17 protein-coding genes are annotated in these 13580 nt (G+C 38.4%); 8 read left to right on the top strand and 9 right to left on the bottom strand.

The annotated features are described in order from the left end of the window. Genes HII17_RS14160 through HII17_RS14150 form a run of 3 tightly spaced genes read right to left on the bottom strand, consistent with a single transcriptional unit; the run spans window position 1 to window position 1802 of the window. The gene (locus HII17_RS14160; protein ID WP_169076002.1) at window positions 1-660 is read right to left on the bottom strand and encodes an NAD(P)H-binding protein; all 660 of its coding nucleotides are present in this window, start codon (window positions 658-660) and stop codon (window positions 1-3) included. Beyond that, entirely contained in the window at window positions 653-1066 is a 414-nt protein-coding gene (locus tag HII17_RS14155; protein WP_169076001.1) for a hypothetical protein, read from the bottom strand. The genes HII17_RS14160 and HII17_RS14155 overlap by 8 nt, the downstream gene beginning before the upstream one ends. After that, window positions 1056-1802, bottom strand: a complete 747-nt coding sequence (locus HII17_RS14150) for a type 2 periplasmic-binding domain-containing protein (protein WP_169076000.1) — start codon at window positions 1800-1802, stop codon at window positions 1056-1058. The genes HII17_RS14155 and HII17_RS14150 overlap by 11 nt, the downstream gene beginning before the upstream one ends. 83 nt (window positions 1803-1885) lie before the next feature. On the opposite strand from HII17_RS14150, the gene HII17_RS14145 reads away from it, so the two are divergent. Both HII17_RS14145 and glnS read left to right on the top strand, forming a co-directional pair. Then, window positions 1886-2353, top strand: a complete 468-nt coding sequence (locus HII17_RS14145; protein WP_169075999.1) for a VOC family protein — start codon at window positions 1886-1888, stop codon at window positions 2351-2353. A 269-nt stretch (window positions 2354-2622) separates the two neighbouring features. Beyond that, complete coding sequence (glnS, locus tag HII17_RS14140) at window positions 2623-4287, top strand: glutamine--tRNA ligase (RefSeq protein ID WP_169075998.1); 1665 nt, start codon at window positions 2623-2625, stop codon at window positions 4285-4287. 76 nt (window positions 4288-4363) lie between these two features. Here glnS and fur read toward each other — a convergent pair whose 3' ends face one another. Beyond that, window positions 4364-4807 carry a ferric iron uptake transcriptional regulator gene (fur, locus tag HII17_RS14135; protein ID WP_169075997.1) on the bottom strand — a complete coding sequence of 148 codons (444 nt, stop codon included), beginning with the start codon at window positions 4805-4807 and terminating at the stop codon, window positions 4364-4366. A 153-nt stretch (window positions 4808-4960) separates the two neighbouring features. Here fur and HII17_RS14130 point away from each other — a divergent pair, with 153 nt between their 5' ends. Next, a complete protein-coding gene (locus HII17_RS14130; RefSeq protein WP_169075996.1) occupies window positions 4961-5428 on the top strand; it encodes a DUF4442 domain-containing protein in 468 nt (155 codons plus the stop codon). 3 nt (window positions 5429-5431) lie between these two features. Here the strand turns inward: HII17_RS14130 and HII17_RS14125 are convergent, their stop codons facing one another. The 5 genes from HII17_RS14125 to HII17_RS14105 form a co-directional block, all read right to left on the bottom strand. After that, the gene (locus HII17_RS14125) at window positions 5432-6130 is read right to left on the bottom strand and encodes a DNA alkylation repair protein (protein WP_169075995.1); all 699 of its coding nucleotides are present in this window, start codon (window positions 6128-6130) and stop codon (window positions 5432-5434) included. 189 nt (window positions 6131-6319) lie between these two features. Then, entirely contained in the window at window positions 6320-6847 is a 528-nt protein-coding gene (fldA, locus tag HII17_RS14120; RefSeq protein WP_169075994.1) for a flavodoxin FldA, read from the bottom strand. Window positions 6848-6874: 27 nt separating this feature from the next. After that, on the bottom strand, window positions 6875-7156 hold the full coding sequence (gene ybfE, locus HII17_RS14115) for a LexA regulated protein (protein ID WP_169075993.1): 282 nt from the start codon (window positions 7154-7156) through the stop codon (window positions 6875-6877). A gap of 1 nt (window position 7157) precedes the next feature. Further along, a complete protein-coding gene (locus HII17_RS14110; protein ID WP_169075992.1) occupies window positions 7158-7379 on the bottom strand; it encodes a DUF2788 domain-containing protein in 222 nt (73 codons plus the stop codon). Between the two features lie 56 nt (window positions 7380-7435). Continuing rightward, complete coding sequence (locus tag HII17_RS14105) at window positions 7436-8200, bottom strand: alpha/beta fold hydrolase (protein ID WP_169075991.1); 765 nt, start codon at window positions 8198-8200, stop codon at window positions 7436-7438. Between the two features lie 159 nt (window positions 8201-8359). Here HII17_RS14105 and seqA point away from each other — a divergent pair, with 159 nt between their 5' ends. The 5 genes from seqA (at window position 8360) to HII17_RS14080 (ending at window position 13578) form a co-directional block, all read left to right on the top strand. Further along, on the top strand, window positions 8360-8887 hold the full coding sequence (gene seqA / locus HII17_RS14100) for a replication initiation negative regulator SeqA (protein WP_169075990.1): 528 nt from the start codon (window positions 8360-8362) through the stop codon (window positions 8885-8887). 31 nt (window positions 8888-8918) lie between these two features. Continuing rightward, window positions 8919-10565, top strand: a complete 1647-nt coding sequence (gene pgm, locus HII17_RS14095) for a phosphoglucomutase (alpha-D-glucose-1,6-bisphosphate-dependent) (protein WP_169075989.1) — start codon at window positions 8919-8921, stop codon at window positions 10563-10565. A gap of 3 nt (window positions 10566-10568) precedes the next feature. Further along, a complete protein-coding gene (locus tag HII17_RS14090; RefSeq protein ID WP_169075988.1) occupies window positions 10569-10892 on the top strand; it encodes a hypothetical protein in 324 nt (107 codons plus the stop codon). A gap of 167 nt (window positions 10893-11059) precedes the next feature. Continuing rightward, complete coding sequence (gene astE, locus HII17_RS14085) at window positions 11060-12115, top strand: succinylglutamate desuccinylase (protein WP_169075987.1); 1056 nt, start codon at window positions 11060-11062, stop codon at window positions 12113-12115. 281 nt (window positions 12116-12396) lie between these two features. After that, window positions 12397-13578 carry a thiamine pyrophosphate-dependent dehydrogenase E1 component subunit alpha gene (locus HII17_RS14080; protein ID WP_169075986.1) on the top strand — a complete coding sequence of 394 codons (1182 nt, stop codon included), beginning with the start codon at window positions 12397-12399 and terminating at the stop codon, window positions 13576-13578. Window positions 13579-13580: the final 2 nt, after the last annotated feature.

The raw sequence follows: 13580 nt of genomic DNA, 5'->3' as shown, positions 1-13580 counted from the left end.
TTATGTTTGTTTTTGAATATTAAATATCTGGTCTAATCTATAAAACTTGATGCCAGAGGTTGGCTTTTTAAAAGTACCTAACATTTTCTCTGCTACTGTTTTTGCCTTTATAGGACGATATTTTTTTAGGCCAGGCAATAAGCATATTAACGGTAATATTTGACTAGATAACCATTCACCTAAGCGAAAATCTACACGTTTTGCTAATAACAATGACGGTTGGAGTATGGTTATTGATTCAAATGGTAATTTGCATATAGCTTCTTCCAACTCTCCTTTCATTGCTAAATAGGGGCTATTAGAGTCGGCATTAGCGCCTGCTGATGAAACTAACTGGTAATGATTGACTTTATTTTTTGCTGCTAACGTTGCAGCGAGTAACTGATATTCAAGATCTACAATACGCTGCTTGGTAATGCTTCCTGCTTGCTTTTTGGTAGTGCCTAAGCAGGAAAAAAATACATCACCACTAATGTGATTGCGGTATTGTTCGAGTTGCTGAAAATCAACCAAGATTTCTTTAAGTTTTTCATGCTTAAGTTTTAATGGACTGCGGGTAAGGGCAATGATTCTGCTAATGGTATCATCTGCTAATAATAATTTTAATAAACAACTACCTACCGCACCGGTAGCCCCAATAATTATAGCTGTACTACCCAATTCGCTTCGCTTCTTTATCTAACCAAACTTTAGCGTCTTGGCTGTTGTTGAAAAATTTGATGTTTTGTTCTTGCCTAGCAGGTAAGTTTTTTATATCGATGGCTTTAAACATATCGCCACTATAAACAACAGCTTTGGCAATCAAGGGCTTTTTATTAAGCCATTGGTTGTATGCATTTGCTAGTTTGAGTGCTTGCGGTGTTGCACCTGTTGCTTTTAATTCATCGACTAAAATAGTAAATGGTTCTGGCGACAATGATGCAATTACTTTTTTCATTTCTTGCACCCAATTGGAGACACCTTGCTCATTAAATGCGCCATTTAATTGCGTATAAATATGGTTTTCCTTAACTTCGATGGAATAACTTCCGTGCCCAGTCTCTATAGATAATTGTTCATAAGTCATAATTGAATTGCATACGTAGAGGAACTTGATTGTCTTGCATCACCTTACTATAAAAACCTTTGCTAACACCATATGAAATAGCGTTATTTACAATAGCTAGGGCATTTAAACTTGATTCATTGTTTTTAGCAAATGCTACATGCAGGCTGCGACGCTCTGATTGATTTGGATCGAATTGTAAAGCTGCACTAATAGATGAGAGTTCATTGGCTAATATATATTCACCGTAACTTTGAGCGACAATGAATCGGTCAACTTTTTGTTTATGCAATAATGTAAGTCCTTTTTGTGCGGTAGTGACATTAAGTAATTTATCAGGAGACAAATAAGAAAGGATTCGATCATGTTGGCCTAAACGGACGGCAGCGATAACACTTTGCGCACCTGCATTTTCTTTATGAAAAAAGCAACCATAAACTTCATAGCCTAAAGGTTTGGAAAGGCTAGCCCATTGGTCTCTTCCTGCGAAGTTGGCGGCCAAAAATAGTCCATGGCTTTGTCCTGATTTTACAGTGTCCTTTGCCCTTGCCCAAGGCATAGAGCGTGCTTCAAGTTTGTAACCTTGTTGCTTAAGGCTAATAGATAAAAATTCCCAGTTTGCTCGGTAAATTGCATAATTATTATCATGCATTTCTTGGTGGTCTGGACCAACAGCCAACACGATAGTATCTGCCCACACATCATGACTAATCAGTGTGCAAAGCAAAAAAAGTAATGAGAATATACGCATATGCATTAACTAATTACCTTAGCAAAAATAACAACGACTTACTCTTATAGACTACACTAAAATCAGGATTCTCACAAAAAGGTGACATCATGAAAGTAAGTGCAATACCAGAAGGTTTTCATTCAATAACGCCTTATCTGGTCGCAAAAAATGCTAAACAAGCATTAGTCTTTTATCAGCAAGCATTTGATGCAACATTAGTTTTAGTGCTTAGCACCCCAGATGACGGCATTGCGCACGCAGAGATGAAAATAGGAGACTCACATTTTATGTTGACGGATGAATATCCTGATATGGGTTTTTTGAGTCCAGAGTCATTAGGAGGGGCAGGTGTTAGCTTGATGATTTACACCGAAGATGTCGACAAAGTATTTGCTCAGGCTAAAGCTGTTGGCGCAAAAGAGCTTAGGCCAGTTGTTGATCAATTCTACGGTGATAGGGCTGGTACATTGCAAGATCCATTTGGTCATGTATGGACAATTGCAACTCATATTGAAGACTTATCTGAGCAAGAAATTAATGAGCGAATGCACGACTATTTTTCGGAAAACGGTTGATTGTACTTTTGTTGTAGGTGCTTTGAATATAACAGCTTGAAACTTGTGATAGATAGACGTTGTAGCATTTGCAAAGAAAATCGTGCGACGAAGCAGGAATGTAAATTTGGTAAGCCTTGTGCAAAAATTCGACGTATTACGCGTACCTGAAAAGTAGTGCAATAGATTTCTTGAAAAATAAGCAGTTTACGGCTATTTAAACGTAAATCCTGTTGTTATAATGCCGACTAATTATCTATTTTATTTTCTTTGTTTAGAGGTCTTATTGGATGTCGGAAGCTGAAAACCGTCCAACTAACTTTATTCGTCAAATTATTGATGCCGATTTGGAAAATGGTAAGCATGACAACGTGCAAACTCGTTTTCCACCAGAACCTAATGGTTTTTTACATATAGGTCATGCTAAGTCTATTTGTTTAAATTTTGGAATTGCACAGGACTACAAAGGCTTGTGTAATCTAAGGTTTGACGATACAAACCCTGAAAAAGAAGATATTGATTACGTTAATTCAATTCAAAAAGACGTAACTTGGTTAGGTTTTGATTGGTCGGGTGATGTTCGTTATTCGTCTAATTATTTTGAACAATTACATGGCTACGCGATTGAGTTAATTGAAAAAGGCCTAGCTTACGTAGACTTCTTATCGCCAGATGAAATTCGTGAGTACCGCGGTACATTGCAAAAGCCGGGTAAGAATAGCCCATATCGAGATACATCTCCTGAAGAAAACCTTGTTCATTTTGAAAAAATGAGAAAAGGTGAATATAAGGAAGGGGAATGTTGCTTGAGAGCAAAAGTTGATATGGCATCTAGTTTTATGTGTATGCGTGACCCGGTAATTTACCGAGTGAAGTTTGCGCATCATCATCAAACTGGAGATAAATGGTGCATCTATCCGATGTATGATTTTACTCACTGTATCTCTGATGCTATTGAAGGAATTACGCATTCACTTTGTACTTTAGAGTTTCAAGATAACCGCCGTATCTACGATTGGATTATCGAAAACATATCTATTGAATGTACACCTCGTCAGTATGAATTCTCTCGCTTGAATCTTGAATATACAGTAATGAGCAAGCGTAAATTAAACGCACTTGTAGAGGAGAACTTAGTTAATGGTTGGGACGATCCTCGTATGCCAACTATTGCCGGTTTCCGTCGCCGTGGTTATACGCCAGCATCAATTCGAGAATTCTGTCAGCGCATTGGCGTAACTAAAATGGACAATACCATAGAAATGGGGGTTCTCGAGTCTGCAATTCGTGACGATTTAAATGAATCTGCACCACGCGCAATGGCAGTATTAGATCCTATTAAATTAGTGATTGAAAATTATGACGATGGCAAAGTTGAAGAACTGAATGTTAAAAATCATCCAAATGATGAATCTCAAGGTTCGCGTATTGTGCCATTTAGCGGTGAGCTATACATTGAAGCTGAAGATTTTCGAGAAGAAGCAAATAAGAAATATAAACGCTTAGTTATTGGTAAAGCAGTACGATTACGTGGTGCTTATGTTGTTACTGCAACTCGCTGTGATAAAGATGCTGACGGCAATATTACTACCGTGTATTGTACTTACGATCCAAATACCTTAGGTAAAAACCCTGAAGATGGCACTAAGCCAAAAGGTGTTATTCATTGGGTAAGTGCAGAGCAGTCGGTAGATGCCGAAATTAGATTGTATGACAGGTTATTTACTGTGCCTAATCCAGCGGCAGAGCCAGATTTTCATAGCGTAATTAACCCTGATTCGTTGGTTGTTATTAATACGGCTAAAGTAGAACCATATTTAGTTAACGCTAAACCTGAAGTGGCTTTTCAGTTTGAACGACAAGGCTATTTCTGTTTAGATAATAAACCGTCAGATAAATTAGTATTTAACCGTACCGTTGGTTTACGTGATACTTGGGCGAAAATTTCGGGCTAACCGCTTAGGAATAATTAACAAGAAAAAGCCAGCTAGAAGCTGGCTTTTTTGTTTCTAGGTAGAAACAACATTAAAATTAAAGATTAGACTTACGGTAATCTTCACAAGCAACTTCATCTTCGCATTCACCGTATAAGTACAAACTATGGTTAGTAAGCTTAATTTTATGATGTTTAGCTATATCAAGTTGTCTTTGTTCAATAGTGTCGTCTTCAAACTCCACTACCTTGCCACATTTCAAGCAAACTAAATGATCGTGATGGCTTTTGTGCGAAAGCTCAAACACAGACTTACCACCTTCAAAATGATGTCGAGTAACAATGCCTGCGTCATCGAATTGGTTTAGAACACGATAAACGGTCGCAAGGCCAATTTCTTCTTGCTGTTCTAGCAAAATCTTATAAACATCTTCGGCACTGATATGTTGATTTTCAGGTTGTTGTAAAATGCTTAAAATCTTTACGCGTGGAAGCGTGATTTTCAGACCTGCACGTTTCAATTCTTCGTTTTGTTCTGACATACAACTTTTTATCTTTAGTTAAGTTGTCAAAAATTATAGAAGTTTATTTGTCGAGATAAAAGCCTTAGTTAATTACTCGGGTAATTTTCTTTGCTTTTTACGCATAATACTTGCGATAATTAACTGGTACGATGAGTTTTTGACGGAAAATCGATGAATTTAATGTTTTCAAAAGCGTGGCTATTCAAACTTTTAATTAATATTTGGCCTCCTTTATTCTTTTACCGAATAAAATTAAAAAAAATCAGCGCAGACTTTCGCGAAGCAAGTGTCGAAATGAAATTGAGTGCTTGGAATCGAAATGGCGTTGGAACTATATTTGGCGGTTCATTATTTGCGATGACTGATCCGTTTTATATGATGATGCTGATGGCTCGACTCCGAGACGAATATATTATTTGGGATAAATGTGCCGACATTGACTTTATCAAGCCTGGTAAGGGTAAAGTTACGGCTGAGTTTATTATCACTGATCAGTTACTCAATGACATTGAAGAAAATACGGCGAGTGGTGAAAAGTTTCTACCGCAAGTCACTACTTATATAAAGGATGAAAGTGGTGATGTAGTTGCCGCGGTTAATCGAACCTTATATATTCGTCGTAAGAAAAAGTATCGTTGATGGCTATTTTATTACTAGCTTTTGTTTGACGTAATCGCTGGTTAGATGCTTTGCAACGTCAAACGGGTCACATTTTCCATCTTTTTCATTAAAATCTATAGGGCCTACTTTATTGGCAATTTTTAATGCGTGTTGATTCAATGCTTTGGTTCGTTTGCCAATGCCCATAATGGCGCCAGCCATCGACATTTTTACCCACGTGCTTTGCGTTAATATTTCATTATCGATACGAGTTAAACATTGCTCAAAAAATTCATCACTGTATTTTTTCGATTTGCTTTTAGAAAATTCGTAAATCAATCCGTAAGCACTGCGCTTCCTTGACTCATTTTCACTGTCTAGCCACTTGTTAGCAAGTTCAAAAGCAAATGGCGCTTTAGGCAGGGTAGCGTCACAAGAAGAAAATATATGAGTCAACATACCAATATTGATATCTTCAACCTGAGCCTCGACTTGCGCTTCAGTCATTGCTTTAGGTTCATCAATAAGTAGCCCGATAACTTTGGCGTCGTAACAGTCTGTTTGCCAGAGAGCTTGAGCAAGTTGGTGATCTCGCCCAATTTTTTTAGCAAGTTTTCTTAACACCGTTAAGCCAATGCCATATGAGCTTAGCCCTCCGGTGCTGCCCATTGCTTGCCAGTGTTTTATGCCTCTATCATTTTGATTGGATTCAAGTAATGTGAATACGTCGCTAATGTTCATAATCGTCGATTAGTTGTTTAATACTCGTGTAATAATAGCAGTTAAAAGACTCAATTTAACGTGTGTGAATAATCTCGATAAACCTCGTTGATTCTTGCCAATTTAATTTTATGCGCCATTGAATAAATTCTGGGCAAAAAAAAGCCCTGTTAATTAACAAGGCTTTTAAGAGTCAGCTTAGATTTAAAATTAGTCTTCTAATTCAGCTAAACACATTTCGTCATAGATTTGGTTGACCCATTTATCTACGCGCTCTTCTGTTAATTCTGGTTGACGATCTTCATCGATACATAGGCCGATAAAGTTATTATCATCGACAAGCGCTTTAGATGCTTCAAACTCATAACCTTCAACAGGCCATTGACCAACTAAAATAGCGCCTTTAGATTCTGCAATTTCTTTTAATGGCAGCATGGCGTCACAAAAGTACTCTGCATAATCTTCTTGATCACCTAAACCGAAAATTGCGACTAACTTATCGTTAAAATCAACTTCTTCTAGTTCTGGTAAAAAATCATCCCAATCACATTGGTTCTCACCGTAATACCATGTAGGGATACCTAGTATAATTAAATCAAATTCAGCGATATCTTCTTTCGTGCTTTTAGCAATATCTTTCACTTCCACCATTTTCTTACCCAGTTTCTTCTGGATCATCTTACTAACAGCTTCTGTGTTACCTGTATCACTACCGAAAAATAAACCTACAATTGCCATTTAAATTTAACCTTTCAATCTCTTAATCTATAATTCTTCATCTGCTAAAGCTTTTACTAGTAGCGCTTCGATAAGTTCACTACGGCTTACGCCTTCATCTTTTGCTTTAGCATCTAATGCTTCGAACAAGCTTGTATGAATCTTAAATTCAACGCGCTTTAGTCCTTTTGTTTTGTCTCTTTTAACTTGATTGCGTTTATTGATTTTGATTTGAACGCTACGAGGGTGAGGGTTAGTTTTTGGCCTCCCCGGGCGTTTCTCATCATTAAACAAATCTATCGTTGTTAAATCTGCTGCTTCTTTTGCCATACTATCCGATACCTTGGCTTTCCCAAATGATCTGGATCACACCTTTAGCAATGAAGCCTGCGCACCCTAAGAACAATACAAAGTACACTACGTATTGTCCCATTTTGGGAACATCATTTTTTTTCATGACATCGTTGATCGATAAGCCTATGAAAATAAAAATAAAAGCAAAGAACAAGTTAAGACCAATTGTCTCAATAAGTTCAAAATGTTCTGCTAGCATAAAATCACCCAAAAAAATCTGGCGGCACTATATCATAAGAGCTAGAGCCAATCGACTTATCTTGCTAAAAAATCTTTAACAATTTTATTAAAAGCGACTGTTTTCTCTGCATGTAGCCAATGGCCAGCACCGGCAATTACTTTTGCACTGCTATTGGGGAAGTGGTTGACAATAATATCGCGGTGTTCACTCGTTATATAATTGGAGCTTCCACCTTTAATAAAAAGCACTTGGCCGTCAAATCTCTTGTTTTTATCAAAGGCTTGCATAATTTGTGTATAGCAGTTTGCAATAAAGTTCACATTACATTTGAAACTCAGTTTTCCTTGTTCAGTTTTTAAATTGCGCAACAAGAACTGCCTAACACCTATTTCATCTACATAATGGCTTAATTGTTCATCGGCAGCCTTTCGGCTACTTATACTAGCCAAATCTAAACTCAGCAGACCTTCGATAATTTTTTGATGGTGTGCGGGGTATAAGACCGGTGCAATATCGGCGACAATTAGGCGGTTCACTTTTTCTGGGTGGTTTAAGGCTATTTGCATGGCAATCTTGCCGCCCATTGAATGACCTAAGAAATCTGCTTGTTTTATATTCAGATGATCGAGTAACGAAATTACATCTGCAGCCAATTCATCGTAGGTCATACTCTCTTCGTGAAATGAACTGCCATGGTTTCTGACGTCGACACTTATCACCTGATAGTTATCAGATAATGGCTTAGCAACCATTCCTAAGTTATCTAAACTGCCAAACAACCCATGTATAAGCACTACAGGTTTTCCATTTCCTCGAATTTGATGATGTAAAAGTGTCATTTTTCCTCCAGTTTAGAAGAACGAATTTTCCTTAACTTATGGGTAGGATGCAAGTGAAATGAATTTGAAAATATTGCAAACTTTCTTTTTTTTGCGCTAGAGAGATCTAATTGAGATGCGTATAATCGCTTGGCTCAAAATAGAATTTTTGGATTGTGAATGAAAAATATCGAAATAGACGAAGAGCTATATCAATTTATTGCTAGTAATACTCAGTTTATTGGTGAAAGTGCTTCCTCAATTTTAAGACGCCTACTGGCATTTGATGCTCGACAAGAAGAAGCACCAAAAGTTTCGAATACTGAGGAAAAGAAGGTAGAGAAGCCTGTTAAGCAAGCTCAACCTGCTAAAGGCTCGGTGTTTGATCATATAAATAAAGAAGAACTTGCAGGACAGCGTGGTGCCGTTGGTCGTTTTCTCTTAATTTTGCAAGCCTTGTATCGTGTGCATCAACAAGATTTCGAAGTGGTGTGCAGTATTCGTGGCCGTGATCGCTTGTACTTTGCAAATAATGAAAATGCTTTAGCAGAAAGTGGTAGTAGCACAAAGCCTAGACAAATTCCTGAGAGCCCATATTGGGTTATAACTAATTCAAATACTACGCGTAAGAAAATGATGTTAACGGAAGTTTCTTTAGCATTAGGTTATGCAGAGCATCAAGCAGAAAAAATTCGCGAACTTTTATAACTATTTTTGTAAGAATAATTAAGGAATTTAAATGACCGTTCATGAGCGTGCAGGGCAGAAGTCATTACCTGAAGACAGGATAAACATTGCAAAAGTGGTCAGCGATTACTTTTTCACACAACCTGATGTAAATATAGCCGCACAAAAAGTAAGTTTCGGTACTTCTGGTCACCGGGGAAGTGCGCTCAAAGCAAGTTTCAATGAATATCATATATTAGCAATTGTTCAGGCGGTTGCAGAATACCGCAAAGCCCAAGGCTTTGATGGACCTTTATATTTAGGAAAAGATACCCACGCACTTTCAGAACCTGCATTTAATACAGCGATTAGTGTGTTAATTGCGAATAGTGTACCTGTCGTTATTCAGCAAGACTTGGGATATACCCCGACTCCTGTTATTTCAAGATTAATTATTGACCACAACAAGTCTCAAGATACAGTTGCTGATGGATTAATTATTACCCCGTCGCATAACCCGCCACAAGACGGAGGGATTAAATACAATCCTCCCCATGGTGGTCCAGCAGAAGGTGACATTACTAAGCTGATTGAGCAGCGCGCTAATGAGATATTAAGGAATGATTTAGAAGAAGTACTTGATTTACCGTTATCAGAAGCAGTGGCCTCTGAATTACTTACAAAGCGAGACTTTATCACTGAGTATGTTGAACAGCTATCGCAAGTAATTGATATGGAAGCGATTGCAAAAGCAGGTGTGAAAATTGGTGTCGACCCTCTTGGTGGCTCAGGAATTGATTACTGGCCAGCAATTGCAAAGCGCTACAGTATTAATATTGATGTCGTTAATCATGAAGTTGACCCTAGCTTTTCGTTTATGCCGTTAGATAAAGATGGCAAGATCCGCATGGATTGCTCGTCAGCTTATGCAATGGCTGGCTTAATCGAATTAAAAGATAAGTTTGATATTGCCGTCGGAAATGACCCTGATTTCGATAGGCACGGTATCGTGACTAAATCCGGCGGTTTGATGAATCCAAATCATTACCTTGCCGTATCTATTCATTACTTAATGACCCATCGAGAATGGCCTGAAACGGCACAAATCGGTAAAACGTTAGTATCGAGCTCGCTTATTGATCGAGTGGCCAATGATCTAAATAAACCGCTAGCAGAAGTACCGGTCGGATTTAAATGGTTTGTAGATGGCCTACAAGATGCAACATTCGCTTTTGGCGGGGAAGAAAGTGCTGGCGCTTCATTTATCGCCAAAGATGGTAGTTGTTGGACGACAGATAAAGACGGCTTCATTATGGCACTATTAGCTGCTGAAATTTTAGCTGTAACAGGAAAAGATCCTTATCAACATTATGTCGAACTTGCAGATAGGCTTGGTCAGCCATGTTATGGTCGTGTTGAAGCGGTAGCTAATGCCAAGCAAAAGCAAGTATTAGCGAGCTTAACGCCTGAAATGGTTACTGCTGAATCTTTAGCCGGTGAAGCTATTACTAAAAAACTGAGTCATGCACCAGGTAACAATGCTGCGATTGGTGGCTTAAAAGTAGAAACCGACAATGGTTGGTTTGCAGCACGTCCATCTGGAACTGAAGAGATTTACAAAATATATGCAGAAAGTTTTGTTAATGAAGAGCACTTACAAAGCATCATTAGTGAAGCACAAGCAATTGTGAGTGATGTTTTTGCTAAAGCAGGTTTGTAGTCGATGACGCCTAAGCTAGAGACTTTTGCCGAAATAGTTGCTCAAGCTAACGACCAGTTTATGGACAAGCATAAACTGGTTAATACGCTGATAGGGATAATGGATAAGGCATTGCGACAGCAGGGAATGGCTGCTGATGCAATTACCATTGATGCGGTAGAGCTAAATAAAAAAATCGTTTTTTTATTGCGAGATTTAGACGATACGTCTGTTGAAGTTGCCTTAGGCAATAAAGCTGGCGATATTCACGATACAACCCAATACCAATTAGCTGATTTAGATATTTCCATGGTGATAAATATCATGGAAGAGAGTTTGATTAGTTAATTGTGTTTTGCCTACTTTCAATATATTTATACAAAAATGGCGCTGTGTAACGAATAGTTGCAAGTGCCAATGTAGTTATTTCAAGCTAGAAGTTTATTGCGAATCACTTTATCCCTACAATTAGGCGAGTGAAAGATTAGCTAACCATCAAAATAAAAGACATTACTGTGAACTTAATACAAAAACTGCAACAAACTGGCGACTTCTTATCGCTAACTAGAGCTAATGAGTGGTCACTGCCTCAAGCGCCTTTTTCTTTTAATGTGACTCATCAAGCTACCAATACGCAATCGCTAGTCTCGGTATTAGATACAGGGGTTATAGTATTTGAACCGGTCGATAGAAAAACGAGCAAGGATATTATTCTTTCTAATGCCGTTCATGGTAATGAAACCGCACCAATAGAAATCTGCGCCGATATTGTCAGTCAACTTATTAAGGGTGAGCTTTATTTAGCAGAACGAGTGCTGTTTTTATTTGGTAACCCAGCCGCGATGAATATAGGCGAACGTTTTGTTGAGGAAAACTTAAATCGTTTATTTTCTGGTGCTCACAGTGAAGGCGGCGTGCACAACAAGGAGCGTACAAGAGCTAAAGCATTAGAAGATGCTGTCGCGAACTTTTTTGAGCAAGGTGGTACCGCGCAGGAACGAGAGCGATTCCATTATGACTTACATACTGCGATTCGTGGCGCTAAATACGATAAGTTTGCTGTATATCCTTTTAGGCATGGTAAACCTTGGAAAAAATCTCAGCTTGCATTCCTTAAAGCTTGCGATGTGAATACTATTTTACTTTCACATTCGCCTACCACAACGTTTAGTTATTATTCATCAAATAACTTTGGTGCTGATGCGTTTACTGTCGAGTTGGGTAAAGTGATGCCATTTGGAGAAAATGACATGACGAAATTTATCAAGGTTCGCCAAACATTAATCAATTTTGTATCAGGCCAAGCGTTAGATATCACCGCCTACCAGGAAGAAGATTTTAATATATTTGAAATCGATCAAACCATAAATAAACACACTGAAAATTTTACGTTAAACTTCGCTGACGATGTTGAAAACTTTACTGATTACCCAATTGGCTATGTTTTAGCGACAGATGGTGACATAGAACATAAAGTGCGCACTCAAGGTGAAGCCATCATATTTCCAAACGCAAATGTAGCGCTAGGGCAACGAGCATTACTAACAGTAAAACCAACAAGTATTGAATAAAATAAATACAATTTACGCTAAATAGAAAGCCCCTCCGTAAAGGGGCTTTTTTGTACAAGTTCTTCTCTTCTGTAAACATATTTTGGCAGTTAACGACGTTATACAAACTAGGCCTCGTGTGCTTGCTTGAATCTCCCTTTACGTAAAGGTAAAGTCTTTGCGCAATACAACAAGCAAAATAAAACCCATAATTTGTCTATAAGCTTAACTATACTTATAGCCATAAATTTTGGAGCCAAGAGCAACGAGCAATGATTCGTTTGCCAGACTAAGAGAACGTTATGAACACTGATATATATAAAGAAGGGCAGGTAGTACACTCGCCGACTTTTATTGACGGTCATTCTGTAGATATTCCAATTCTTAAAGTGCTTAAGCAAGACGGCAGTGTGTACGAAGGTGCGCAACTTCCTGAACTTGAAAAAGAGCACGCACAAAAAGTTTATCGCTCATTTGTTTTTCATCGAGTATTAGATGAACGAATGATTGCAGCGCAACGTCAAGGCCGCATTAGCTTTTATATGACAGCACTAGGTGAAGAAGCGACCACTGTAGGTGGCGCGGCAGCACTCGCTGACCAAGACATGATCATGGCGCAATATCGTGAGCAAGGCTGTTTAATTTATCGTGGTTTCAGTTTAGAAGACTTCATGAATCAAATGTTCTCGAATGAGAAAGATTTAGGTAAAGGTCGTCAAATGCCAATCCATTATGGTTCAAATGAATTGAACTATATGACGATTTCTTCTCCTCTTGGTACACAAATTCCTCAAGCAGCTGGCTATGCATATGGCCAAAAACTTCAAGGTAAAGATGCCATTACTATGTGTTACTTTGGTGAAGGCGCTGCATCTGAAGGTGACTTTCATGCTGGTTTAAATATGGCTGCTGTTCATAAAGCACCGGTGATCTTTTTCTGTCGAAATAATGGTTATGCGATATCGACTCCTTCAGATGAACAATATGTAGGTAATGGTATCGCTTCTCGTGGTGTTGGTTATGGCATTAAAACACTTCGTATCGATGGTAATGATATCTTAGCGGTTATGAATGCGGTACAAACTGCGCGTAAATATGCATTAGAGCAATCAGAGCCAGTTATTATCGAGGCTATGTCATATCGTTTAGGTGCTCACTCTACCTCTGATGATCCTTCGGGATATCGTACAAAAGAAGAAGAAGCAAAATGGGAAGAGCACGATCCAGTTTCTCGCTATAAGGCATGGCTACTTACGCAAAACTGGTGGGATGAAGAACAAGATAAAGCCTTATACGAACAATATCGAGAGCAGGTATTAGCGGCTGTAAAAGTTGCAGAGAAAATAGCTAAACCGCCAGTAGAAGACTTAGTAACCGACGTATATGACGAAGTACCTACACATCTTCAAAAACAACTGGATGAATTAAAAGAGCATATCAATAAGTACCCAGATGCTTATCCATTTACGGCGGGGAGGTTTTAATC

This window comes from Thalassotalea algicola (assembly GCF_012932965.1).
Classification (GTDB): Bacteria; Pseudomonadota; Gammaproteobacteria; order Enterobacterales; family Alteromonadaceae; genus Thalassotalea_F; species Thalassotalea_F algicola.
Note: the sequence above shows the minus strand (reverse complement) of the source record. Positions and strands in the feature narration are given on the sequence as shown.

Excerpts from the sequence above, each read along its gene's own strand:
- ybfE (WP_169075993.1), bottom strand. The coding sequence starts at position 7,156 with ATGGCAAAAGAAGCAGCAGATTTAACAACGATAGATTTGTTTAATGAT.
- HII17_RS14105 (WP_169075991.1), bottom strand. The coding sequence starts at position 8,200 with ATGACACTTTTACATCATCAAATTCGAGGAAATGGAAAACCTGTAGTG.
- HII17_RS14090 (WP_169075988.1), top strand. The coding sequence starts at position 10,569 with ATGACGCCTAAGCTAGAGACTTTTGCCGAAATAGTTGCTCAAGCTAAC.
- fldA (WP_169075994.1), bottom strand. The coding sequence starts at position 6,847 with ATGGCAATTGTAGGTTTATTTTTCGGTAGTGATACAGGTAACACAGAA.
- fur (WP_169075997.1), bottom strand. The coding sequence starts at position 4,807 with ATGTCAGAACAAAACGAAGAATTGAAACGTGCAGGTCTGAAAATCACG.
- HII17_RS14145 (WP_169075999.1), top strand. The coding sequence starts at position 1,886 with ATGAAAGTAAGTGCAATACCAGAAGGTTTTCATTCAATAACGCCTTAT.
- pgm (WP_169075989.1), top strand. The coding sequence starts at position 8,919 with ATGACCGTTCATGAGCGTGCAGGGCAGAAGTCATTACCTGAAGACAGG.
- glnS (WP_169075998.1), top strand. The coding sequence starts at position 2,623 with ATGTCGGAAGCTGAAAACCGTCCAACTAACTTTATTCGTCAAATTATT.
- HII17_RS14130 (WP_169075996.1), top strand. The coding sequence starts at position 4,961 with ATGAATTTAATGTTTTCAAAAGCGTGGCTATTCAAACTTTTAATTAAT.
- HII17_RS14080 (WP_169075986.1), top strand. The coding sequence starts at position 12,397 with ATGAACACTGATATATATAAAGAAGGGCAGGTAGTACACTCGCCGACT.
- HII17_RS14125 (WP_169075995.1), bottom strand. The coding sequence starts at position 6,130 with ATGAACATTAGCGACGTATTCACATTACTTGAATCCAATCAAAATGAT.
- HII17_RS14110 (WP_169075992.1), bottom strand. The coding sequence starts at position 7,379 with ATGCTAGCAGAACATTTTGAACTTATTGAGACAATTGGTCTTAACTTG.
- HII17_RS14155 (WP_169076001.1), bottom strand. The coding sequence starts at position 1,066 with ATGACTTATGAACAATTATCTATAGAGACTGGGCACGGAAGTTATTCC.
- HII17_RS14150 (WP_169076000.1), bottom strand. The coding sequence starts at position 1,802 with ATGCATATGCGTATATTCTCATTACTTTTTTTGCTTTGCACACTGATT.
- seqA (WP_169075990.1), top strand. The coding sequence starts at position 8,360 with ATGAAAAATATCGAAATAGACGAAGAGCTATATCAATTTATTGCTAGT.